This is a genomic window from Catenovulum sediminis, assembly GCF_007289895.1.
Lineage (GTDB): Bacteria > Pseudomonadota > Gammaproteobacteria > Enterobacterales > Alteromonadaceae > Catenovulum > Catenovulum sediminis.
This window is the reverse complement of sequence record NZ_CP041660.1, coordinates 1,692,325-1,716,438: the sequence shown is the minus strand read 5'-3', so window position 1 is coordinate 1,716,438 and position 24,114 is coordinate 1,692,325. Positions and strand designations below refer to the sequence as shown.

Annotated in this window: 11 protein-coding genes; 8 read left to right on the top strand and 3 right to left on the bottom strand. The window is 42.8% G+C overall.

Annotated elements, in window-relative coordinates:
- Position 1: 1 nt before the first annotated feature.
- From FNT16_RS06945 to FNT16_RS06935, 3 genes are read right to left on the bottom strand one after another with little or no spacing between them, the layout of a single operon-like run.
- Positions 2-541, bottom strand: coding sequence for a hypothetical protein (locus FNT16_RS06945; protein WP_185976717.1), 540 nt, complete (start codon positions 539-541; stop codon positions 2-4).
- Positions 534-1,145, bottom strand: a complete 612-nt coding sequence (locus FNT16_RS06940) for a hypothetical protein (protein ID WP_246072420.1) — start codon at positions 1,143-1,145, stop codon at positions 534-536. The genes FNT16_RS06945 and FNT16_RS06940 overlap by 8 nt, the downstream gene beginning before the upstream one ends.
- A 30-nt stretch (positions 1,146-1,175) precedes the next feature.
- Positions 1,176-6,191 (bottom strand): carboxypeptidase-like regulatory domain-containing protein, encoded by a 5,016-nt coding sequence (locus FNT16_RS06935; protein ID WP_143870906.1) that lies wholly within the window; start codon positions 6,189-6,191, stop codon positions 1,176-1,178.
- A gap of 350 nt (positions 6,192-6,541) precedes the next feature.
- On the opposite strand from FNT16_RS06935, the gene FNT16_RS06930 reads away from it, so the two are divergent.
- The 8 genes from FNT16_RS06930 (at position 6,542) to ubiK (ending at position 24,088) form a co-directional block, all read left to right on the top strand.
- The gene (locus tag FNT16_RS06930) at positions 6,542-10,195 is read left to right on the top strand and encodes a CRTAC1 family protein (protein ID WP_143870905.1); all 3,654 of its coding nucleotides are present in this window, start codon (positions 6,542-6,544) and stop codon (positions 10,193-10,195) included.
- Positions 10,192-12,234 (top strand): multiheme c-type cytochrome, encoded by a 2,043-nt coding sequence (locus tag FNT16_RS06925; protein ID WP_143870904.1) that lies wholly within the window; start codon positions 10,192-10,194, stop codon positions 12,232-12,234. The genes FNT16_RS06930 and FNT16_RS06925 overlap by 4 nt, the downstream gene beginning before the upstream one ends.
- A 38-nt stretch (positions 12,235-12,272) precedes the next feature.
- Positions 12,273-16,493: a DEAD/DEAH box helicase gene (locus tag FNT16_RS06920; RefSeq protein WP_143870903.1), complete on the top strand. Its 4,221-nt coding sequence runs from the start codon at positions 12,273-12,275 to the stop codon at positions 16,491-16,493.
- Between the two features lie 116 nt (positions 16,494-16,609).
- Positions 16,610-19,996, top strand: a complete 3,387-nt coding sequence (locus FNT16_RS06915) for an ATP-binding protein (protein WP_143870902.1) — start codon at positions 16,610-16,612, stop codon at positions 19,994-19,996.
- The gene (locus FNT16_RS06910) at positions 19,980-20,870 is read left to right on the top strand and encodes a response regulator (RefSeq protein WP_143870901.1); all 891 of its coding nucleotides are present in this window, start codon (positions 19,980-19,982) and stop codon (positions 20,868-20,870) included. The genes FNT16_RS06915 and FNT16_RS06910 overlap by 17 nt, the downstream gene beginning before the upstream one ends.
- 1,030 nt (positions 20,871-21,900) lie before the next feature.
- A complete protein-coding gene (locus FNT16_RS06905; protein ID WP_143870900.1) occupies positions 21,901-22,608 on the top strand; it encodes a PEP-CTERM sorting domain-containing protein in 708 nt (235 codons plus the stop codon).
- 188 nt (positions 22,609-22,796) lie between these two features.
- Positions 22,797-23,711 carry a DMT family transporter gene (locus FNT16_RS06900; RefSeq protein WP_185976716.1) on the top strand — a complete coding sequence of 305 codons (915 nt, stop codon included), beginning with the start codon at positions 22,797-22,799 and terminating at the stop codon, positions 23,709-23,711.
- A 119-nt stretch (positions 23,712-23,830) separates the two neighbouring features.
- Entirely contained in the window at positions 23,831-24,088 is a 258-nt protein-coding gene (gene ubiK, locus FNT16_RS06895; RefSeq protein ID WP_143870898.1) for a ubiquinone biosynthesis accessory factor UbiK, read from the top strand.
- Positions 24,089-24,114: the final 26 nt, after the last annotated feature.

The window sequence follows — 24,114 nt, the reverse complement described above, 5'->3', positions numbered from 1 at the left end:
ATCAACCTGCCTGCTGCGTGCTCAACTTTTCTTTTAGCTTTTGAAAAAAAACCGCGTTCATATAATCTTGATCAATGCGCCAGCGATTGTTTTCCAGTTCAAACGGCAAAAGGTGATATTCCTTATCTATCTGCATACCTATCAACACATACTGGCCTATCAATACAAAGTCTTTAAACTGAACAACTGACTGTTTGGTGAACGTGGCGCGCCAGTAGTTGTAAACTCTGCGTGCTTTTTTCAGCTCGCTTTTTGCCTGCCAGTCGTCTCGTGTTTGTTGATTCCAATTGTTTAACCACCAGTTAAAATTGTCTTTGCGCAGCGCCGATAAAAACTGCACAAGTTGCCTGTCAGGGCCTTCATTGACATCTCGTGGCTGATTTTCAAACTGTTTAATCACCACATCCTGATATTGCATACGCTGGTATTTATAATGCTCAACTAAGGTAAATGAACGTTCACCTTCGTCAGCAAAGCGCGTGCTGATAGCGTGCGTTGCAGTTGCTAGTAAGCACAGTAGCAATAACAAATACTTATTCATAAACAATCTCCTTTTTGTCTAATCCTTTTACCCACGGACTGATTCGCAACAAAGGCTCGCGGCGCAAATCTAAACTGACTAACCATTGTTTCGCTTTTTGTTCAAACACCACCGGCAAATCAATCGGACCAGATTTACCATTCGCCGCGGCGACGTTGTAAACGATAATGATGTATTCGGGCAGTACGATTTTCTGTTTAAAGGTGATTTTTCGCCCGACAAACTGCTTTTGCCAGGTATCCAGCCAGTAATCTTTGTTTAGTCCTTTGCTGGCATAATAATCAAGCGCCAGGAGTTTTGAGTCGCCTTCCCAGGTATCTAGCCACCATTGATAATCCAGTGAAGCAATCGCCGACATGCGTGCAATAAAAGCCTCTTCGGCTGTTGCTAAAGAGGCATATTTACGTTGCACCAATCGCACTTTTTCATAGCCTTTTTTAGGCTCAAATAGCTGATAGTGATAAACCTGCTCAACACTGACGATGCCCTGCTCTGCTTCACCTGTTGGGAAAGTCGGTGTAACCCAGAAAGCATTTTCTGCAGATAACGCATAGCTGAAAAGCAACATCCATATATATGTTAAACAACGCGCTATTTTCACCATTTACACTCCTTACCTGTCTGATGCGGGTGGCTATTCCGGTAACGGAATATCGATACTTGCAATACTGCCGGAATTGACAAGCTGAATACTGGCCGAGCCACCGGTTTCAACCCAAGAGCCTTCTGCCACAATAACGGTTGCCTCAGCAGAAACGCCATTATGACCAATGCCACCTGTTACTTTTTCGCAGTTCACACCTGCCTGAATATTGATGCCGGTTTTGATTTTGCCTTCGATGCGAATAATGTCACATGCGCGTTTTTCATTTGGCGGGCCACACTCGGTTGGCGAAGAAGCTGGGTTAGGCACACTCCCAAAAGGCCCACCACCGACGCCTAAATCACCTTTTACATCACCGCCCCAGCAGTTATCACCCTGACATTCCCGTTTGGTGCGGTTAATACTAAATTTACCGTCAAATCCCACTTCAAAACGAATGCCATAAGCAATGCCGATAGAACGACCTAATACTTCAAAGGTATAGTCGCCGGACCAAGGTGGTATGGTCGGTGTCCAAGCATAACTCCAGCGAGGAAAGATCACGGTACCTTCGTCTTTTTCTTCTTTCGTCATCGCGCCATTTTGTTCCGTACAACAAACTTCTTTGACACTGTTGCTGAGTGACAGCGCGATCTCCGGTATTTTTCGGTCTGCGCCTAAGAAATCGAGCACCTTGTTAACATCAGCAATAAAGTTTTTAACGCCATTAAAGGTGATTGAGGTACTGCTTATTTCATTGTCCGGTTTTTTGGTTTCTTTTCCGTCCTGACAAATAATACATTTATCATCTTCCGGTACATGGCCATCAGGTTTAGGCTCTGGCCCATTTTCGCCACAAGTGGTACATTTAGTTTCGTCTGAATTATCAGTGACCTGCATCGACGAGCCATTTTCACAAACGAAAGATTTACAATCGCCCACTTCGTCATCTTCTGGCACATCATTGTCATCATCGGCTTGAATGAGCGAACCTTCCTGACATTCAGGTTTTTTACAATCACCGCTTTGATCTAAGCCTGCTAAACGCGGATCACCTTCTGCTGGCACACAGTTACATTCACCATCACAATCCTGACAGATCGGGCAATTATGGGCGCAGGCTTGTCCACCCGGTTGCGAGCCGCAGTGCCAGCCAGCTTTAATGACACCTACACCGGAGTTTGAGGCGACAACGGTGCCATCTTCACTGACTGTTCCCAATCCAATGGCGACAAATTCTTCTAAATCGTGATCAAACGAATACATTTCGACCTGAGCACCGGCTTCGTGCGCATCAACATTGGGTAGCGTTAAACGAGCCGGAGGATCAAACCGGGTACCAGTTGGTTGAATCGTGACAATAAATTGTGGCTGCATACCATTGGGTGGCGCCATAGGCACAGTCCCGGCGTTGACAGGCGTGACGGAAATAAGCCCTTCTTTACTGCCATCGGGGAAGGTCACCGAATCTTTTTTGATGTCCAGACGAAATCCGGGAAACGCATCCAGTGTTAATGAAACATCATTTGGCCCGGCGTAAACGGCATTTTCCGTGTCCAACTTGACCATATAGATGGGTGCCGGTAATGGATTTTTAACGCCCGCTACGGTGACCAAATTATAACCTAAAGCCGGAAATTCACCTTCTATCGTAGTGGTTGACCCATCGGCGATTAGGTGCACCGGTCCAACGGGCGCTTGCGTGATTTCAAAACGGCCGTTTTCATTGGTCACCGCTTCCCGCGTGCTATCTTCTACTCGAATCGTAACATTCGGAATAGGCGTTTCTTGATTGTCGAGTACCACCCCTGTGATGGTTGTTAATCCCGGATCGGCCGGCACAAATGCAGTCGCGCTGAACCCGGCGGTTATCGTTTGTCCTTCCGGCGCGTCGATTAATGTTGCGGTAATGCGCTGCGCATCAATGCCCGTTAAATTACCCAGTTTATAAGCAACAGAAGCGCGGCCATCTGAGTCTGTCGTGCGTTCAATGATGCGTTCGTTATTGGCAGAAAATACGCCATTGCCTTTAGTAACGGCAAATTTAACACGTGCATTGGACACAACATTGGCTCCCGCGTCGGTGACAACCACCACTAACGCTTCGGGTAAAACATTACCAACCGCACCGCGCTGGTTATTGCCTGAATTCACACTGAGCTTATTACCAATCTGACCATTGGCGGATGCGCTAAAAGTAATATTACCGGTATAACCGACAACCGCGGCGGTTACTTTATGGTTGTTAACCCCAGTTCTTGCACCTAATTTGAAGCTAGTAGATGCCATTCCATTTTCATCACTATCAATCACCACGGCACGACCTTCATTTTCGCTACCAACAGCTACCGCGCCCGAGCCTTGCGCAACTCTAAAGACGACGGATGCGTCTTGCACCGGCTCATCATTATCATCCAACACTTGCACAACTAAAGGGGAATCTAGTGTATTGTTGATGATTGCAGCCTGCCCGTCTCCACTAGCCAGTTCAATGCGTTTACCCAACAAAATTTCATACAGCAGATTAATTTCGACACTGTTGGTATTGCCAACCTGATCCGCCCCCATCACCGTAATGGTATTATTACCCTCTTGCAGCGTGACATTTGTAGCTGAATAACTGCGATTTTGGATGTTGGCAGCAACGCCATTAACCGTCACATTGGCCTGACTTTCTTCTATCGTGCCACGCACAATATCATTGACTAAACCGGTAATGGTCACGGTATCACTGTAAACCGTTTGATTATCCTGATGCGAATCGATCGTTATGTAAGGTGGGGTTTTGTCTAATGAAATTGAAATGGTATCGGTTTGGATTTTTTCACCGTCGACTGCTCTGGCTTCAATGGTATTGGAACCTTCTTTAAGAGCAACTTCGCCGCTAAAGACACCATTTTCGTTGGTAATATTAACCCCATTTAAACTAATTGTGACGCCGGGGGTGACAGTGCCGGTAACTGTAATGGGTGAAGTGCCAACGGTTGTTAATGAATCCGGGCTGAGTATCTCGACCGCTATCATATCGAGCTCTTCATCATCTGGGATACCATTTCCGTTGTCATCGTCATCTGCGATCATGCCAAGGTCGAGACAAGCTTGATCACAGTCGTCTGGGATCCCATCTTTGTCCGTATCAATTAAATCACCAATTGAAATAAGTGGATAGGCATCGTTTTCATCGGCGATTTGATCATTATCATCGTCGGTATCAGCATTATTACCTGTGCCATCCATGTCAGTGTCGAGACTTTCCGAAGCATCTAACGGAAATGCATCGTCTATGTCAGCTACTTGGTCGCCATCATCGTCTTCATCTGCGTTATTGCCTGTACCATCCATATCTGTGTCCAGTGACTCAGTGGAATCCAACGGAAAAGCATCTTCAAGATCAGCAACCTCGTCGCCATCATCATCTTCATCGGAATTATTACCAATGCCGTCCATATCGGTATCCAGACTTTCTGTTGAATCTAACGGAAAGGCATCATCTATATCGGCTACCTGATCGCCATCATCGTCGGTATCGGCATTGTTACCAATACCGTCCATGTCTGTGTCGAGACTTTCCGATGCATCTAGCGGAAAGGCATCTAAGTTATCTGCAATCTGGTCGCCATCATCATCGGTATCAGCATTGTTACCAATGCCGTCCATGTCTGTGTCGATACTTTCTGTTGAATCTAACGGAAAGGCATCATCCACATCGGCTACCTGATCGCCATCATCGTCGGTATCAGCATTGTTACCAATACCGTCCATGTCTGTGTCGAGACTTTCTGTTGAATCTAACGGAAAGGCATCATCCACATCAGCAACCTGATCACCGTCATCGTCGGTATCAGCATTATTACCAATACCATCCATATCAGTATCCAGACTTTCTGTTGAATCTAACGGAAAGGCATCATACACATCGGCAACCTGATCGCCGTCGTCGTCGGTATCAGCATTGTTACCAATACCATCCATATCGGTATCCACCGACTCGTTAGGATCGGTTGGAAATGCATCTACCACATCCAGCACGCCGTCATTGTCAAAATCCTGATTTTCACCGCCAATATTGACCAGATTTTCATCCTCTAAGATCACATTGATGGTCGTGCTTAATATCGTTTCATCCTGACTGATAACAAATGCTTCAAAGTCTTGCTGAGCAACCGCGTCAGCAACCAATGCCAAGGTATCACTGACACCTTGCGGTAAATCAAACTCTGGATCATCAACTACCAGTTTAATTAAGGCAGATAAGGTTAATTTGGTTTGTACATTTTGTTGCTCCAACAGACTGTTTAGTTCAGTTTCTGTGCTGACCTCAACACCATTGTTAGCTCTGAGCAACAAAGCCGCTTCTGCGGTGGTTACATTGGTGATATTGATAGAAAAGTTTTCGCTTGGCGTTAATATTTTGTCTTCACCCGCCTGCGCGCTGAGGGTATTAAATGCCGGTAGCTGCGACATAAAAACAACCCCCGGATGAGTTTGAGGGTCACCTTCGGCAATCAATTTAACCAGTTTTCCGGTATTACTTTGATCAACTTCAATTAATATAGAATATTGTCCATCCACACCGGTTTGTGCTTCAAAGTTGTCTGTCCCGATGGTAATTTTTACCAAAGCATTAGCCAATGGCGCATCGGTTACCATACCACTCAGCGTCAATGAACTGGTCAGCCGCTTTATCTTTAATACATGTGTGTCACTGGCGGTTGCACCGTCATTATCAGTCACCTGTACAGACAAAGTCACTTCACTGTCGGCATTGATATCCTGCGTGGTTACCTGCACCGTACTACTGGTCGTCGAGGCTAAATTAATCCCCTCTCCACTTTGCACGCTCCATACATAACTTTGTACTGTACCATCAGAGTCACTTGCATTGGCTTGCAGTTGCAGAGTTTGCCCTTCGGTCATTTCTGCATCACCGCTTATCGTCACTACCGGTGACTGGTTAGGCGTTTCGGGTTTGGGGTCGTTATCATTTTTACTACAGGCGGGTAAAAGCAGAGTGGTTACAAGTAAACACCCAGAAAGCCAGCGTAGATAGTTTTTTCCGCACAACATCACGCTCTCCAACAATATTTATGGTTGCGAGCAACCTACTATTGTATGGAACATGCATTGTTCAGCTGAATTAATAATCAGCTTACCTGCAAGTTAAGTACGGCTTTGAGAAAAATCTTGCTATTCCTCGCTTAGCTGCGACGACTATGAGCTAACTACTTTGCACAACAGTATCTTGTACGACATCTTTCCTCTGAAGAAACACATTCCAGATTGATGAATAAATACACAACATTCATTAGGTATAGTGAACTCAGTTAGGCTATTCAACTTGCATTTGTATATTTTTCAACCAACACTTAAGACACATATTTGCCGCTTTTTTGAACTCACAAAAAGGACATCGATAAATGGCAATACTCTATAACAAACAATACATTAAGCTTATTATTTACATTCTTGCGGTGTTGTTTTGTATGGTCTTTGCTTTGTTGATGGTTATTAAATGGCATCATAATCCGGCAAGTTATGTTTACAAAGCCACACAAAATAGCATTCCCGAGGTTAAGTTATTATTGCCTCAGTTTACTGATATCACTTTAACCAGTGGCATACAACATAGCCATACCCAGCATTCAGGCAAGATTTCTGATTTAATCGACTCACTTTCAGCCGGTGTTTGTGCTGCAGATTTTAATCAGGATAATTGGGTTGACCTTTTATTTATCAGTGGTGCAGGCCAGACGCGCTTTTATGGTGATAAAGCTTGGTGGCATCAGCAGCAAAGTGCTGTTATTTATCAAAATCAACAAGGTTATTTTAAATTACAAAAAGCTGATTTGGCATTGACGCAAGTCAGTCACGCTTGCGCGGTTGCTGATGTTAATCTGGATGGTTTGCCAGATATTTTAATCGCTACACAAGCACATGATATTTTGTATCAGAATTTGGGCAATTTTAAATTTGCCAAAGTGGAACAGTTTAGCGCGCTCACCTTGCCGGTCTGGACCTCACATATTAGTGTTGCTGATATTAATCACGATGGTTTGCCAGATATTCATTTAAGCCATTTTTTAAAATATCAAAAGAACCAAAAAAACCTAGAAGAGTCTGCCGGTTTTAGCGAACAACACCACAGAGAATTTCAACCACAAGCATACGATGGTTTGCCAAATCAGGTGCTGATTAATCAGGGTAACTGGCAGTTTAAAGATATCAGCCCACAAATGGGCATGCATCAAATTTCCGAGCGCACAGTTGCGGCCCGCTGGCTGGATTTAAATCAAGACGGTTGGCTAGATTTATTAGAATTTAATAGTGGCGACCAGGCCATACGAGGCTTTATTAACCGACAAGGCAAGTTTAGCCCGGTTAGCACTAGGCATCAGTCATTAACAGCCAATGACAGTCGTTATGCTTCTGTCAGTCTGCAATTAAATGACCCCCACCCCCTTTTATTTGTCAGCCGTGAAAGTGGTTTGTCTAATTTAGCAATCGATTTAGCACAGCCGTCTTTTGCAGCAACCGCGTCTTCGCATCAACCCTATGCCGATTTAAGCTGGCGGTTACAACTCAACCATCAGGAAAGTATTTATCTAAGCCGCTGGGGGCAGAGTTTTGCCGATTTCACCAATGATGGTTATGCTGAGCTCATATTAGCCAGTGGTCGTTTTATGCCCGACCCTTTCAGTCAACAAATGGGGTTAGGTGCACCAAATGAATGTTTTGCGCCTTATGTTACGCAGCAAGTTGGCAATGCCGTCCGTTACCGCAAACAAAATTGCTTGCCTGATTCTTTAGATTCGAGTCGTTCTGTCATTCATCTGGATATTAATAATGATGGTTTATTAGACTTATTAGTCAGCAATAATAATGACTTCCCAAGACTGTTTTTAAATACCAGTTCATCACAATCCAACTGGCTCAACTTAACAATACCTGCGCAACTGAATGTCACTTCACTTAATATTGAAAATCGTAAAAACGTGCAACCGCTGGCGATGCAACAAGCAATGTTTGGCCAGCATGATCCCAGACTACATTTTGGTTTAGGTACACGACAAAAGGTGCAACTTGAAGTTATTCAAGCTGGAAAAGCTTACCAACAAACGCTGCAAGCAAATCGCTTTTATCAATGGAAAAACGAGCACTGGATCGAAATAGAAGCGCCTGCAAACACATCAAATACCTCGACTAGACAGCAGCATCCCGCAGGTGCGTTTGGGAGCAATGAGTTTAACGATTTAACCGATTATTTACGCCGCCAGCAAAATAAAATTATTGATTATCAACTGCTGCCGCACCTGACTTTAGCGACTCAGTTTGCCAGTAGCAAAGAACTCACTCAGTTCATTACTGAAAAAGCAAATATCAATCATTTAGCACTCTATTTATACTGGCTAGAAAGTACGGAAGGTGAATTACAACAAGCATCTGCCAGCGCCATCCAACAGTTGGAAGCTGAAATCAGTACGGCGTATTTATTACCCTTGTTAAACAGTGAAAATTCCGAGACATTTTGCAAAACCAGTCAAATTTTTACCCATTGGTTTAGCCAAGAAGAGGCGGTAACACGTAGCAAATACAAAGCCCTACCTTATCTTTTTAGACGCCTGCACGCATTAGAAGGTGAGACCAAAAATACAATCAGCACAATTGATACCCAAAACAATAAAACAGCCCACATTATTAACTGCACAGCCGCCGCGCTGGCAGAAGCTGAACACGCTAATGCCAGCAGCGCCATTGTCGAGGCATTTGCTAAAGCACCGGCAGCAAGCCGGGCTCATTTAATAAATGCCTTGGGTAAAATTCGCCAAACAGAAGCCATTCCCTTATTACAAAAGCGTTTAAAGCAAAGTGACGATATTACAGAGATCCAACAGGCGTTAATCGCACTCAAACGGTTAAACGCTGATATCGCAACACAACAAATGCCTAGCAAAACAAGCATCTTTCTCGCTTTGGCTTTGTTTAATCAGGCGCCAGAATCTATCGTCATTGCGCCCGCTCAAATTAAAAGCTGGCTGACTCAACTCAATTTCAGTTATGCGGATATGAAGGGCGCCGAGCAACAAAGCTTATACTTGACCGCAGCCTTATCTCACTCGCTTTCTTTGCCCGAATTATTACCTTTGTTGCAGGATTCATCTATTGAGGTTAAAAAAGCCGCCAGTCGTTTAATTTTGGCTCAGCCGGCACTCACGCTTCAATATAAAAAGGGCCTGTCTGAAAGTGACCTGTCTAAAAAAACGTCGCCCGCTCAGCTTCAAACTTTGCTGGACATTCTGCCATTAGAGCTCAACCAGAATGAACTGCAATTGCTGGCTAAAAACTGGCGTCAAACTTTGCAAAAAGTTCCGGTTGGCCGCTTAAACGAACGAGCTTTAGCCAATCTGGCGGCACTATTTGTAGTCTTGACGGATAAACAGCAAATACAGCTGGACAAGCAGTTGCAAAAACAAGCGAAAAAGCAAGCGCAAAAACAAATTCAACAAACAGCTCAACAACAAGCTTTGCGACTTTCCAAAGTTCAAACGCGACATTTATATGACAGCTGCCTGCAAAATACCAGCAACACAAAACAGCGAGAAAAGGCTATGTTGCGGTCGCCACAATCTAGCTTAGAACTTAGGCTCTGCTCTATATTAAGCTTCAGCCATCTGCCCGCTAGCACCATAAACCAGCAGATAAAGTCAGTTCTCGATTCTTTACAGCCGGGGCAACAAGAAACGCTGCTTGGTTTATTAAATCTACCCGATTCGTTGCGCCAGAGTTTGCCATTTCAGCGCCTTTCGGCGGCTATTTTAGCCAGCCAAATAGCTCCCAAATATAAAATGAGATGGGCATTTTCGTTGTTTAAAACAGACAAATTCAGTGCCAACTGGTTACTACAGGAAATTGGCGCGGGTAATGATATTGTGCTTAAACAATTAATGCTCTCCGGTGATTATAAATGGCTGGCCGAGCAAAAAAACATTGATGAAATCATAAAAAATAAGGCTTTTGCGGCGAACACCAGAGAAAAGCTCAAAAGTTATTGGCTACAGGAGCAGTTGCCATGAAAAAGTCGACACGACCTGAGGCGCATTTATTTGGCTGGTTAGTCTCACTATTTGTTGTCCTGGCCTGTAGTGGTTTTATCAGCTATTTATTCGGCCATCACACCTTCGCTCAAATCAACAGCCTGTTGCACTTAACATTTGGGATTTTGTGGAGTGTTTTATTATTACCTTATATTTTTCTGCATTTTAAACGCATTTTAGGGGTTAAACGCACTTGGGTATTTTTAACCGGTTTAGCGACATTATTCATTATTTTCATTACGGTATTCAGTGGTTATGAATTATTGTTCAATGGCCAGCGAGAAAATAATCAAAGCCGTTATCAATGGCACTTTTTTTCAGCGCTAGGCATTGTGCTCTTTTTAATGCTGCACATTTTCCTGCATTTTGTCACCCATAGATCTGAAGTTAAAAACCGCTTTCAAACAACCACTTTTATCCCGCGAATTTTCGCCAGTGTGGTTGTCGCCAGTTTAATTGCCACTGGCCTGTTATGGCAATTAGACACTTTTACAAAACAAGCTTATTCAACTGAGCCTGCAGTTAAGGATTACCAATATCCATATGGCCCTCACCCTTTTAGGCCTAGCCAGACAGAAACGATTGACAAGCAGTTTATTGACGAAAAAGCACTCACGACAACCGAAAAATGCGCCAGTTGCCATCAGGATATTGCCCGCCAGTGGTATCGTTCTGCGCATCGGCAAGCGGCTTCAGATAAAACCTATGTAACTAATGTAACCTTATTGGCAACTAAAAAAGGCATTGAAGCTACCCGCTATTGTGAAGGCTGCCATGCGCCGTTGGCCTTATTAAGTGGTCAATTATCTAAAGGTGGGCAACATGCTGGTATCGCCGGCACGGCCGCCAATATAGAGGGGGTTAACTGCCAGTCATGCCACGGCATAAATAAACTGGTACATAACAAAGGGGTTGCCAGTTATCAGTTTAAAATAAACCAGCCTTATCTTTTTGAAACGGCTGAGAACCATTTGCTAAAGCAGTTAAACCAATTGGCGATTCGTTATAATCCTGAGCAGCACAAACAAGATATGGCGGCTGATATTCTTGCCAGCTCAGAATATTGTTCTGCTTGCCATAGCCAGTTTATCGATAAGGATGTAAACGGCTGGGGCTGGATTAAAATGCAAGATGAATACGCAGCTTGGTTAGACAGTCCCTATTCTGGCATTAATGACCCGAATTTTAGCCATACCAATCAGCAGCGCTGTCAAGACTGCCATATGCCACTGGTTCAAAGTGATGATCCATCCGCGTCACCTGATGGATATATTCGCAGCCATGAATTTTTTGCCGCCAACAGCATGCTAACCACCTTAAACCAAGATATGGAAGCGCAGCAAAAAATTGTCCAGTTTATGCAAAGCAATAAAGTCCGTATCAGTATCGAGCCTCCACACCGCAAAGATGCAACCATCAATAATATGCCGATCAATCAACAATTACGTGATGCGGCAGTGCAACCCTTTTACTTTTACAAAGGTGAACAAGCCAATATTAAAGTGATAGTTGCCAATATCGGTGTGGGTCATAATTTCCCTGGCGGTACGATTGATATCAACCAAGCTTGGGTCGCAGTACAAGTTGTCGATGCCGAAGGACAAACCATATTTAATAGCGGTTTTATCGACGAACAAGGCTATTTAGACAACAATGCCTACCAGTACCGCTCACTACCAACCGACAGACAAGGACAAATTGTCTGGCAACATGATTTGTTTAATATGGTTGGCAAAGCGTCTGTCAATATTATTCGGGCAGGCGAATCAGACGTGGTAAATTATCAATTTAAAATACCTTATTGGGCAAAAAGTCCGATTTCATTGAGTGCACAAATAAAATACCGCAAGCTCAATACGCGATACGCAAAATGGGCCTTAAAAGAGTTATATACACCGCTGCCGATAATCGATTTATCGCGCGCGCATTTAGCCGTTCCGCTTCGAGACAAACTCGAAACCATTGATAACTTGCACGCAAAACAACAAAACCTTGTAGCGGATACTGTGATTTGGTAGTTTGCAACGCATCTAATTGATTTTCGATATGCTAAATAATGATAACACTAGGACCGCAGACCGCCCAAGACGCATCAGAACTGTACGATGCGTATCGCAAACTCCCCGAGTCAGAACAAGCACTGCTGCAATTATTAGCAGTCGTTTATCATCCGTTAGGCGTGAGCAAATTTAATGAAGTGCTTAAATTGTCGGCTCATTTTGAATTATTTGCGGTCAAAAAGCCGATTAAAAGGCTCAGTGCCGAGCTCAGAACTCAGCTTATTGAGCAAGGTTTTATCCTACAAGGCAGAGACGGGATACTCGTTCATTACTATATAGGCAATCAACTGGTCGCTGATTGTGTACAAAACAATACCTTTAAACAAATACTGCATTGTGTAGACCAAGCAGTACAGCGGCCTTCCTCTTATAGTTTTGACCTTAATTTAGCGGCTCACCAAAGGCTGATAAGAGATTGTTATTTCCTCGGCGAAATAGACAACATCATTGAATTATTAGAGTTTGATAAAAACCCGCAAAACATCAATATGGAATACAACCAGGTGTTGATTCATTTGTTTTTGATTCCTTTTGATCTGCAAACGTTTTTAGCCTTGCCGGATATATTGCAATATCAAAGTTTTGCCTGTTGGATTCTGTCACGCCAGCGCCAAGGTTATTCTGTAACTTATGCACTGGATTTGCTCAAGCAAGTTCATCAGCACAATCCGGGTAATATCCAGCTTAGCTGTTTACTTGCAGAGCAGTATTTATATCAGGCTCAACTGACCGAGCTCAAAACACTCATTCCAGAGTTAGATGATTCTTGTTATGCACTACAAATTAAAGCCAGCTACCTGTTTTTAACGGGTGAATTTAGCGATGCCAATGCGCACTTTGAACATGCGATAAAAGCAAAAAATAAAATTAAACGTCGCACAAAACAATATTTAAGCGGGCCTATGGGCGTTTTTTATAAACTTTGTTTATTGCGATTGGGTAACACACAAGATGCCAGCTTTTTTAAAACAGCGGGCGCTCAGGTGAGTTTTGAAGCCACTGACAGAACCATGAGATGCATGCCACACGAAAATGTCGCTTTAAGCGAATCTATGGTGATGGCTATACAAGGCATCAGCTCCGGGCAGACGTTTACTGCCAGTACCGTCCGCTATGCACACCTGTCAAACAGCCATTGTTTTTATTTTAATCTGGCACAACTTATTAACCTGCTGGCAGAGCTATGGTGCAATAAAACCCTAAAAGCAGAGAGCCTAAATAAACTGCAACAAGTCAGCGATTTTTTTGAAGGCTCAGATTATGCATTGTTTCGTGAAATCGCCAGACAAATTAAAACTCCGGAAAGTAGCGCGGAAATATCCGCTTTGTTGCACTTTCCAACCTTTATTCGCACAAAAGAAGAATGGGATGTCGCACTAGACAAATTACTGGCGCTGACAAACGAAACAACCACCACAAACGTGGTCGAAAAATCAGAGCACAATACTCGTTTAATATGGGAAGTAGAATTTTCGCGTTTTCGAGCCAACTTTAAACCCAAAGAGCAAAAACTAAATAACAAAGGTTGGAGCAAAGGTCGAGTCATTGCTTTAAAACGTTTGTACCGCGAAGTGGATCAATTCCCTTATTTAACCGAACAAGACATAAACATTTGCCAAACCATAGTTGAAATAAAAAATTGGGGTTATTACAGTTCAACCGAATATCATTTAAATGGCCCGAGTACCTTATTAGCCGCCAAAGGGGCAGATAACCTGTATTTGGCTGGCGAGCTCAGCGCACCGATAGAACTAAGTCAAAAAGAGCCTGAATTACTGGTTAGTCAACAAGGTGAACATTTATGTTTGAGTATTGCCGATTTACCAGAGCATTTTGAACATATGCAAACGCCCTGCACTATCACCCAACTGACACCTGAGCACTATTGTTTTACCTTATTTTCAGCAGAGCACATGCAAGTTGCGCAAGTGATCGGTGAAGGCGGTCTATTAATTCCGCTGCATGCTAAAGAAAAAGCGTTAAAAGGCATTTCGGCAATTGCACCTTTATTAAATATTCAATCTGATCTGAACGAGCTGGATACCGGTCTAGAAAATATCCAGTGCGATCCGCATCTGGTCATTAACATTCAACCTTTTAATCAGGGTTTAGAATTCAGTTGTTTTGTCATGCCATTTGGTGAGCAAGGACCTGTGATTAAACCTGCGGTTGGTAATGTTAACCTGACCACAGAATTAAATGGTAAACGGGTTGCCACACAGCGTGATTTGATTCATGAACAAAACCTACTGGATTTATTAGACCAACACTGCTCGTCGTTTTTATCCATGCCGGATAATATTCTGGCGATAGACGATACGCAAGCAGCACTGGATACGCTTGAACAATTAGAGCATATTGTAAGTCAGTCACCTGCACCGCTGCCACTTAAATTACGCTGGCCGAAAGGTAAAAAAATTAACCTGAGTAAAAGGTTAGAAAGCCAGCATATGCAACTGGCCGTTAATAAGAAAAACGAATGGTTTGATATCACAGGCGAGCTAAAAATTGATGATGAAGCGGTTATTGACCTTCGCAGGTTGCTAGAACTGGTATCCACCAGCAATGGTCGTTTTATTCAATTAGACAGCAATCAAATATTAGCCTTGTCAGAAGACTTAAGGCACAAGCTGGAAGCTTTAAAACACAGCACGGAAGATGGCAAATTTCACCCGCTCGCCAGCCTGCAAGTTGAAGAAGCAACCGCAGGCATGCGCATGAAACCGATTCACGCATGGGAAGCTCAAACCCGAAAGATGCATGAAGCGAATGAAATTACGCCACAAGTCCCCAATACCTTACAGGCACAATTGCGGGATTATCAGATAGCCGGTTTTGACTGGGCCAGCCGTTTAGCGCATTGGGGCGCAGGCGCATGTTTGGCTGACGATATGGGTTTGGGTAAAACCTTGCAGGCTCTGGCTATTTTATTATCACGCGCCAAAGGTGGGCCGAGTTTAGTGATGGCGCCAACTTCGGTGTGTTTAAACTGGCTACAGGAAGCCGCTAAATTTGCGCCAACTTTAAATATCAAGCTGTTTGCCGACTCGGTTAATAATCAACAGCGCAGCGATTTGTTGCAAGATTTAAATGCCTCTGATTGTGTCATTATCAGTTACGGGTTATTACAGCGCGAAAGTGAAATGCTGGCAAAAGTTCGTTGGCACACCATTATTGCCGATGAAGCACAAGCGCTTAAAAACCCGTTGGCAAAACGCACAAAAGCGGCATATGCACTAAAAGCAGATTTTAAAATGGTGACCACGGGTACCCCAATTGAAAATGATTTAACCGAATTGTGGAGCTTATTCCGTTTTATCAATCCGGGCTTACTCGGCAACATAAAACGTTTTGGTGAGCGCTTTGCACTGCCCATTGAAAATGCCAATGAAGACAAATTAGCCGCGCGCAAAGCCAGTATCGGTTTAAGAAACCTGATTAAACCTTTTATATTGCGCCGCATGAAAAATCAGGTGTTAACCGAGCTACCTTCGCGCACAGAAATTACATTACAGGTTGAACTAAATACAGAAGAACAAAATTTTTATCAAGCGCTTAGGCTAAATGCAATTGATAAACTCAGTGCTGCCGATAATTTTGCCAATGCCGGTGAGCAGCGCATTCAAATGTTAGCGGAGCTGGTAAAACTAAGACAAGCCTGCTGTCACCCTAAACTGGTGATGCAAGAAAGTAACATCCCCAGTTCTAAACTGGCCGCACTGGATGAACTGTTAGATGAACTTCAGCAAAACAACCATAAAGCACTGATATTCAGTCAGTTTGTGGGTCATTTACATTTAATAAAAACACATCTTGAAAATAAAGGGATCCAATATCAATATTTAGACGGTTCAACCCCACAAAAAGAACGGCAACAACGGGTAAATGCCTTTCAAAATGGTGAGGGAGACGTATTTTTGATCAGTCTGAAAGCCGGTGGTTTTGGCCTTAACTTAACGGCTGCCGATTATGTGATTCATATGGATCCTTGGTGGAATCCAGCGGTAGAAGAGCAGGCATCCGATCGCGCTCATCGCATGGGACAAACGCGCCCGGTAACCATTTATCGTTTGGTAGCAAAAAACACCATTGAAGAAAAAATTGTCGCGCTGCATCAGCATAAACGCGATCTGGCCGATAATTTATTACAGGGCAACGAGCAGGCAAACAAACTGTCAGTAGACGACATGCTGATTTTACTAAAAGATACCTTTTAGCCAGCTGTGAAACGAGCACGGTAAACACGCAAGGATATACGTACAACAACGCATATCCTTCTCACACAGCGACTGTTAAAATGCTGTGTCACCGCAATAAAAAGGTCTGCGACTGAATGCACTCCAAGCAAAAAATTCGATTTACCCGGCGCACATACAATAAACTGGTTGCCAATGAAATGATGGAAGATTTCGCGCTCAGATTTACCGCGAAAAGAGCGCGCCGCTGGTCATCTTTATGGATAGCAAATACCGCATTAGGCATCGTTTCGTTTTTAGTGCTTGAAGCAATAGGCGGCGCGGTTACCCTTAATTATGGTTTTATTAATGCTGCATGGGCCATTATAGCGGTCGTCGCTGTCGTCTTTTTTAGCGGGCTGCCGATAAGTTATTATGCCGCCAAATACGGCGTCGATATAGATTTGCTCAGTCGTGGCGCAGGTTTCGGTTATATCGGCTCAACTATCGCGTCACTGATATACGCTTCTTTTACCTTTATCTTTTTTGCGCTGGAAGCCGCCATTATGTCAATGGCGCTGCAATTATTATTTGGTTTACCGCTGGTATTTGGCTATATCATCAGTGCTTTAATTGTTATCCCGCTGGTCACACACGGCATTACCACCATCAGCCGTTTCCAAGTCTGGACACAACCCATTTGGATTGTGCTACAAATTGTACCTTTGATTTACGTCTTTAATCATCCGGATAGTCAAGTGCAGGAATGGTTCCAATTTACCGGTGAAGCGGGTGAAGCGGGCGCTGAATTTAACTATCTATTATTTGGCGCAGCCTCCGCCGTCTTGCTTTCACTGGTCGCTCAAATTGGTGAACAGGTCGATTTTTTGCGTTTTTTGCCTGAAAAGCCGGGTAAAAAACATTGGCAGTGGTGGCTTGCGGTCATTGTCGCGGGTCCGGGTTGGATGATCTTTGGTGCGGCTAAATTATTTTTAGGTTCATTTTTAGCTTGGCTGGCGCTAAAACAAGGTATTCCGGCGAATGTTGCAGACGATCCGGCACATATGTATCAGGTTGCGTTTGGTTATGTCATTGATAACTCAACCATTAGTGTTATTTTAGCCGCTACTTTTGTGGTTATTTCCCAGCTAAAAATTAATGTGGCGAATGCCTATGCCGGTTCACTCGCTTGGTCTAATTTTTTCTCGCGGGTTACGCACAGCCATCCCGGCCGTGTTGTCTGGATGTTTTTTAATGTCGCGATTGCTCTGCTTTTAATGGAGCTGGGTATCTATCAAACCATAGAAAGCATGCTGCAAGTATATTCGGTATTGGTTTTGGCTTGGTTAAGTTCAGTAGTTGCAGATTTAATTATCAACAAACCCTTAGGCATCAGCCCCAAACATATCGAGTTTAAACGCTCTCACCTGTACGACATCAATCCTGTTGGTGTCGGGTCAATGTTGATCGCTTCTTTTTTTGGCTTCACTGGCCACTTTGGTTGGTACGGAGAAACCATCGAAGCTTTTGCGTCTTATCTGGCATTTTTTCTGCCGTTATTGACAGTGCCACTGATTGGCTGGTTAACCAAAGGAAAGTATTATTTAGTGCGCCCGCAGTCGCCGCATGTGGCCGACAATACCCGTTGCCATATTTGCGAAAATGCGTTTGAACATGAAGATATGACATTTTGCCCAGCTTACGGTAAAGCAATTTGCTCTTTATGTTGTAGTTTAGATGTACGCTGCGGCGATCAATGTCGTGAACACGCCACTTTATTTGCACAGGCTCAGCACTTTTTTCAACGTTTTTTGACCACCCATCTACTGAAAAAAATGAGTTCACCTTTGATGCAGTTTATTGGTGTTACTTTGCTGCTAAGTTTAATCGGCGCGGGCATTTTGTTTTTAATTTACCTACAAATTCCGGTTGATAATATCGCGCTGAAACAGGTGTTTGGCGTAACCCTGATTAAGATATTTTTCTTATTATTAATTATCATCGGTATTGTCAGTTGGTTATTTATTCTCGCCAGAAGCAGCAACCGTTTAGCATTGAAAGAGCTCAGGTTACAAACAAAATCACTGGCACACGAGATTGATGCGCACGAAGCAACTTCACAAGCGCTACAAAAAGCCAAAGAAGCAGCTGAATCGGCTAATCAGGCAAAAAGCCGTTATCTAACCGGGTTAAGCCACGAATTGCGTACCCCATTAAACGTATTGTTAGGCTATGCACAACTGCTCAATCAGGATAAAGCCATTCCCGCCAAACAAAGAGAATCTATTGCAGTTTTAAAACGCAATGGTGAACACCTTGCCGATTTAATAGAAGGTTTGCTAGAAATATCTAAAATTGAAGCTGGCAGAATGCACCTGCAACGGGATGAAGTGAGAATCAAACCATTTTTAAACCAAATGGTCGATATGTTTAAAATGCAGGCCAATAATAAAGGTATTGTGTTTAACTACATCCCGTGTGACTACTTGCCAGAAGTGGTCGCAACCGATAAACAAAGATTCCGGCAAATACTGATAAACCTGTTATCGAATGCGATTAAATTTACCCAGCAAGGTAGTGTCAGCTTAACGGTAAAATACCGTAATCAGGTGGCGCAGTTTATTGTTGAAGATACAGGCATCGGTATTTCTGAAGAAAACCAAAAATTGATTTTCAAACCATTTGAGCGCGTCAAAAGCCAACAAACCCAAGCCATTAGCGGCACAGGGCTAGGTCTAACCATATCCCGTTCGTTGGCTGAATTGATGGGTGGTGAAATCAGTGTAAAAAGCAAAGTTGGACAAGGCAGCTGTTTTAAGCTCAGTTTGATGCTGGCGAAAGTAAATTCGTCTAATCACGAACCCGAATATAATAAAGCGCGGGCGGTAGCATACGATGGTTTAGCAAAAAGTATTCTGGTGATAGACGATGACCCAAACCAAAGACGTTTAATGGCCGATTTTTTGAATCCGCTGGGCTTTAATTTGCAAATGGCAGGTTTACCTTCACAAGCTTTGGAGATCATGCAAAATAACGATATAGATCTGGTCTTAATGGATGTCACCATGTCTGAGATGGATGGCTGGCAACTGGCTAAAAAATTACGTGAGCAAAAATATGTGATGCCCATCATCATGATTTCGGCGAATGCACGCGATACCGAAAGTGACCAGCAAAATGCTGGGTATCATGATGACTACATGGCAAAACCGATAAATATGGACAACTTATTGGGTAAAATTGGTCAGCAACTTAATTTAGAATGGATGTACCAGTATGTGGCAGATGAAGAAAAATCAAACGAACAAGCTGAAACCGCCGATGCAGCTCAATTGCCACCCGCCACTCATGCCGAATACCAAAGTTTAATGGCATTGGCTGAAATTGGTTATTTATCGGGTTTTAAAGAAAAGCTAGAAGCACTGACAAAAAATTATAAGTTTGAAAAAGCAGTATTGTGTAAACTGAATGAGCTATTACAAAGTTGTAATTTTAAACAAATCACCGAATACCTACGCGAGTTGATAGATGAACAGCACAATTAACAATGTAGTACTTGTGGTTGACGATTCGCCCGAATCTTTAGGCATGCTAAATGTTGCGTTAAATACCGCGGGTTATACTGCTTTAGTGGCCCTAAATGGCGTTCAGGCGTTAGCTATTGCTGAAAAGGTTGAACCCGATATTGTGTTAATGGATGCAATCATGCCGGAACTGGATGGCTTTGAAACCTGCAAACAGTTTAAGCATTTATTTCCGGCCGTACCTGTTATATTTATGACCGGCCTCACCGACTCTGAAGACGTTGTAAAAGGTTTTGAAGCAGGCGGTGTCGATTATGTCACCAAACCCATTTCAACAGACGAAGTACTCGCGCGTATCAAAGCGCATTTAAATACCGCTAAACTGGCTTTAAGCGCACAAAGTGCATTAGATCACGCCGGTAAAAATGTATTTTGTGTCGACAACAAAGGTAAGCTCGCTTGGGCTACACCACAAGTTTATGAATTAATAGAAAAAGTTTTTCCGGCTGAAAATACCCCGTGGCAGCAAATTGAGCCACAAATTGAAAGCTGGCTGGCAACCGAAAATAGAGCGAATTTAGAATTATCTGCCGATGAATCAGCATTACAGGTTATTTACGAGCGCAAACAAGATGAACTTCATCTACTGCGTTTAGCTAAAGCAAAAACGCAGCGCACTCCAAAACATTTGCAAGATGCCCTACCGATAACCAAACGCGAGGCAGAAGTTTTATACTGGCTGTCGCACGCAAAAACCAATTGGGAAATTTCACAAATTTTAGAAATGAGCCCAAGAACCGTCAACAAACATCTAGAGCAGATATTTAAAAAGTTAGCGGTGGATAATCGAACTGCTGCGGCAGCAATATCCATTCGGGTATTGGAAACGGATTAAGCTGAAATTTGGGCAAAAAAAAGCCCGCCTACAGTCTAACGACAGGCGGGACACAAGGGAGATACAACAGGAACACACTTTCAAACACATTTAAATAGACTGGCCATAATCCGGATAGTTCAAATAATTTTAAATTTTTTCTCAAATTTTTAATAATAAAAAACAAAGCGCCCGTTCATTGATGAATAAACGGCAAATCCTTGTTTTGCGAGCGGAGTTTATGGATGCAGCTTTACTTGCGTGCGTGACGAACATCGGAGTGCTGGGACAGGTTACACATAAGGCTGCCTAAAATAAAAATAATTATCATATGGATCAACAACGATACCGCCGATTGCAGAAATAAACCTGTCATTATTTTTTCAACATAAAACCTTATCCTTATCCGTGTTGTAGCTGTAAACTAGTGTTTTAAAAAACTTCCGTTACACTTAAGACTCCCGCGATGTCCAGCAAAATTTACACCAACCCTATAACCCATTGATTAAATTGAATTTCAAAAAATCAGTAAGACGAGATGTAAATTTTCCTGACAGGGTGAATATCATTAAACAACAAATTAGCAACAAACACTCAAAAAATATCCATTTATATCTTGCCACGTAGACAAAGCAAGATCATACCTTTGAATATCCCAAATATTTAAATGGGGGAGCAATAATTTGGAGCAAAATGTATTTTTCAGGACGAAAAATCCAAGCTTACATGGAAGTACTTGCAGCGTTTTTGTGAAAATTATAGCTCCACCTCGCTAGCTTGAATAAAAAACATTCAACTATTATTTTGCCCTAGCCACTGAGAGCCCAATCAATATAAATTGAGATAATCAACTGGAGATAAAAGGTTTAGAACAGAAAACGACACCTATCAAACGAAAACATTAATTAAGTCAGTTTTTTTTACACTGAAAGCAACTGAACGCAAACCAGAAACCCTATCACATTGAATTAAAACAACTTTAAAAAACTGGCTCGATATCTGCATACCTACCGTTATATAAGTAAAATTAATTATTCTTTAAGGCACACAGATGTTTAAAAAATTAATCAAAGACCTCGCTCTAGCTTCTATTTTAATCGCTGGTAGTGCAAACGCTGGTGTAATAACCATTGGCAACTTTTCAGGTGGGGATGAAGGCGAAGGACTGGATTTCATTGGTAATTTTGAATACGCAGTTAATGTACTAGGTAATGGTGGTGGTATCGTTGGAGATGCAACATTCACGAACGACTCTGTCTCGGGTGTTTCTATTTCAGCACAAAATGCCATTTTGAATTGGCATAGCGCAAACTATGGCAGCTCATCGAATGACAATGCGCTTGAATATATTATGCAGTCAATTCGCTGGAGCGGCGCAGGGACGGATGTCGTGACATTGGATCTTGCTGATTTAACCGTAGGTGGTGATTATTCACTGCAATTGCTATTTGCTGAAAGTTGTTGTAGCCGTGGTTTTGACATCAAAGCTGAAGGCCAACAAATTGTAGACAACTTCGCGCCCTATATTGAGCAAGGCGCAATTAATAATGGCACTATCGGCGCATTTGTACGCTACGACTTTACCGCTCAGGACACAACTTTAAATGTTGCCCTAGGTGGCAACGCGCCTTGGGGTGACAACAACCCAATTTTAAATGGTTTTACTTTAGAGCGAGTTGCGGCTGTACCTGAGCCGTCTACGCTTGCCCTATTTTCAATAGCACTATTGGGTTTAGCCTTGCGCCGTCGCGGCAATTAATAATCGTTTCACCGACCAGCGTTTTTAAGCGCTGGTCTTACCTGCTTCTCTTTATTTGTAAATAAAACCGTCACGCCAATTTTAATTACACTTCAGCTAGCCAAATACACACTCACGCCACATTTTTACAGTACAATACGCACACCAGATAATTTATGCGGCTAAATCGCGTAAAAAATAAGAATCTAATGCTTTCAAAAACGTCTCAAGGATTTTTCTACGCCACGCTGGCGGTTGCGCTGTTTTCGACCAAATCGATATTTATAAAATGGGCCTATTTATATCAGGTTGATACCACAACGTTATTGACTTGGCGGATGTTAATCGCCCTACCTTTTTACGCCTATATTTTATTTAAGCTGTTACAGCAGCCTTTACGAACGCCGCTCAGCGCCAATTCGCTAATCTCTATGACGCTACTTGGGGTGATGGGCTATTATTTGGCCAGTTGGTTAGATTTACATGCACTTAACTTTATCAGTGCGCATTTTGAACGATTAATCTTATATACCTATCCTGCATTTGTTTTGTTAATCAATGCAATATGGCAAAAACGAACAATCAAACTCATTGAAGTGGTTTCATTAGGTATTGCTTATTCTGGTTTATTGCTTATTTTTCAGCATGACTTTCAAATTCAAGGCAGTTCTGTTGTATTTGGCACTTTATTGGTATTGGCAGCCAGTTTGAGCTTTTCGTTTTATGTTGTGGGTAGTCAAAAATACAGTGGCCGCTACGGTAGCAAACTATTTACCTGTATCGCGATGCTGGCAGCAACGGTTGTGATTTTTTTGCATTTTTTACTAACGCATGAGGTTGCTGCGCTCAATCAGCCTTGGCAAGTGATTGCATTAGCTGCAGCCATCGCCATTATCGCAACCGTGATCCCCTCGTTTTTAATGAATGCCGCAATAGAGCAAATCGGCGCGAACAATGCTTCTATTTCCGGCAGCCTTGGGCCAGTTTTAACCACTTTATTTGCTGTCATGATACTGGATGAAAGTTTTACCCTAACACACGCAATAGGCATGGCATTGGTTATTTCCGGTATTTATTATTTGTCTCAACAGCATAAAAAGATGAGTCAAAATACAAAACAATAAACGAGTACAAGTTTTTATTCGTAATCGTAAAACTAACTGGCTACAATAAACAGATATCCACAATACAAGTATCAGAATCGTCTGACTTAAATTGAACTCAATTATTAAGAAGCAGCATTATGATAAACGCAAAAAAATTAGAAGAGATTGCACAACAAATTAGCGAGTCGCTCCCACCCGGAGTAAAACAATTTGCCGGTGATATGGAAGTTAAAACCAAACAGGTTTTACAAAGCAAGTTGGCTCAGCTTGATATGGTAACGCGCGAAGAGTTTGATGTTCAGACACGCGTATTAATGCGGACCCGCGAAAAGTTAGCTGATTTAGAGCAAAAAATTGCCGAATTAGAAGCAATTGCGAAAAAAGAACAAGACTAAAGCTAATCTGAAATGCGCCCAATCTA

What these genes read in the sequence shown, in the direction of transcription:
- FNT16_RS06930 (WP_143870905.1), top strand. Translation starts at nt 6,542, where the DNA reads ATGGCAATACTCTATAACAAACAATACATTAAGCTTATTATTTACATT.
- FNT16_RS06940 (WP_246072420.1), bottom strand. Translation starts at nt 1,145, where the DNA reads ATGGTGAAAATAGCGCGTTGTTTAACATATATATGGATGTTGCTTTTC.
- FNT16_RS06925 (WP_143870904.1), top strand. Translation starts at nt 10,192, where the DNA reads ATGAAAAAGTCGACACGACCTGAGGCGCATTTATTTGGCTGGTTAGTC.
- FNT16_RS06910 (WP_143870901.1), top strand. Translation starts at nt 19,980, where the DNA reads ATGAACAGCACAATTAACAATGTAGTACTTGTGGTTGACGATTCGCCC.
- FNT16_RS06935 (WP_143870906.1), bottom strand. Translation starts at nt 6,191, where the DNA reads ATGTTGTGCGGAAAAAACTATCTACGCTGGCTTTCTGGGTGTTTACTT.
- FNT16_RS06945 (WP_185976717.1), bottom strand. Translation starts at nt 541, where the DNA reads ATGAATAAGTATTTGTTATTGCTACTGTGCTTACTAGCAACTGCAACG.
- FNT16_RS06920 (WP_143870903.1), top strand. Translation starts at nt 12,273, where the DNA reads ATGATAACACTAGGACCGCAGACCGCCCAAGACGCATCAGAACTGTAC.
- FNT16_RS06915 (WP_143870902.1), top strand. Translation starts at nt 16,610, where the DNA reads ATGCACTCCAAGCAAAAAATTCGATTTACCCGGCGCACATACAATAAA.
- ubiK (WP_143870898.1), top strand. Translation starts at nt 23,831, where the DNA reads ATGATAAACGCAAAAAAATTAGAAGAGATTGCACAACAAATTAGCGAG.
- FNT16_RS06900 (WP_185976716.1), top strand. Translation starts at nt 22,797, where the DNA reads ATGCTTTCAAAAACGTCTCAAGGATTTTTCTACGCCACGCTGGCGGTT.
- FNT16_RS06905 (WP_143870900.1), top strand. Translation starts at nt 21,901, where the DNA reads ATGTTTAAAAAATTAATCAAAGACCTCGCTCTAGCTTCTATTTTAATC.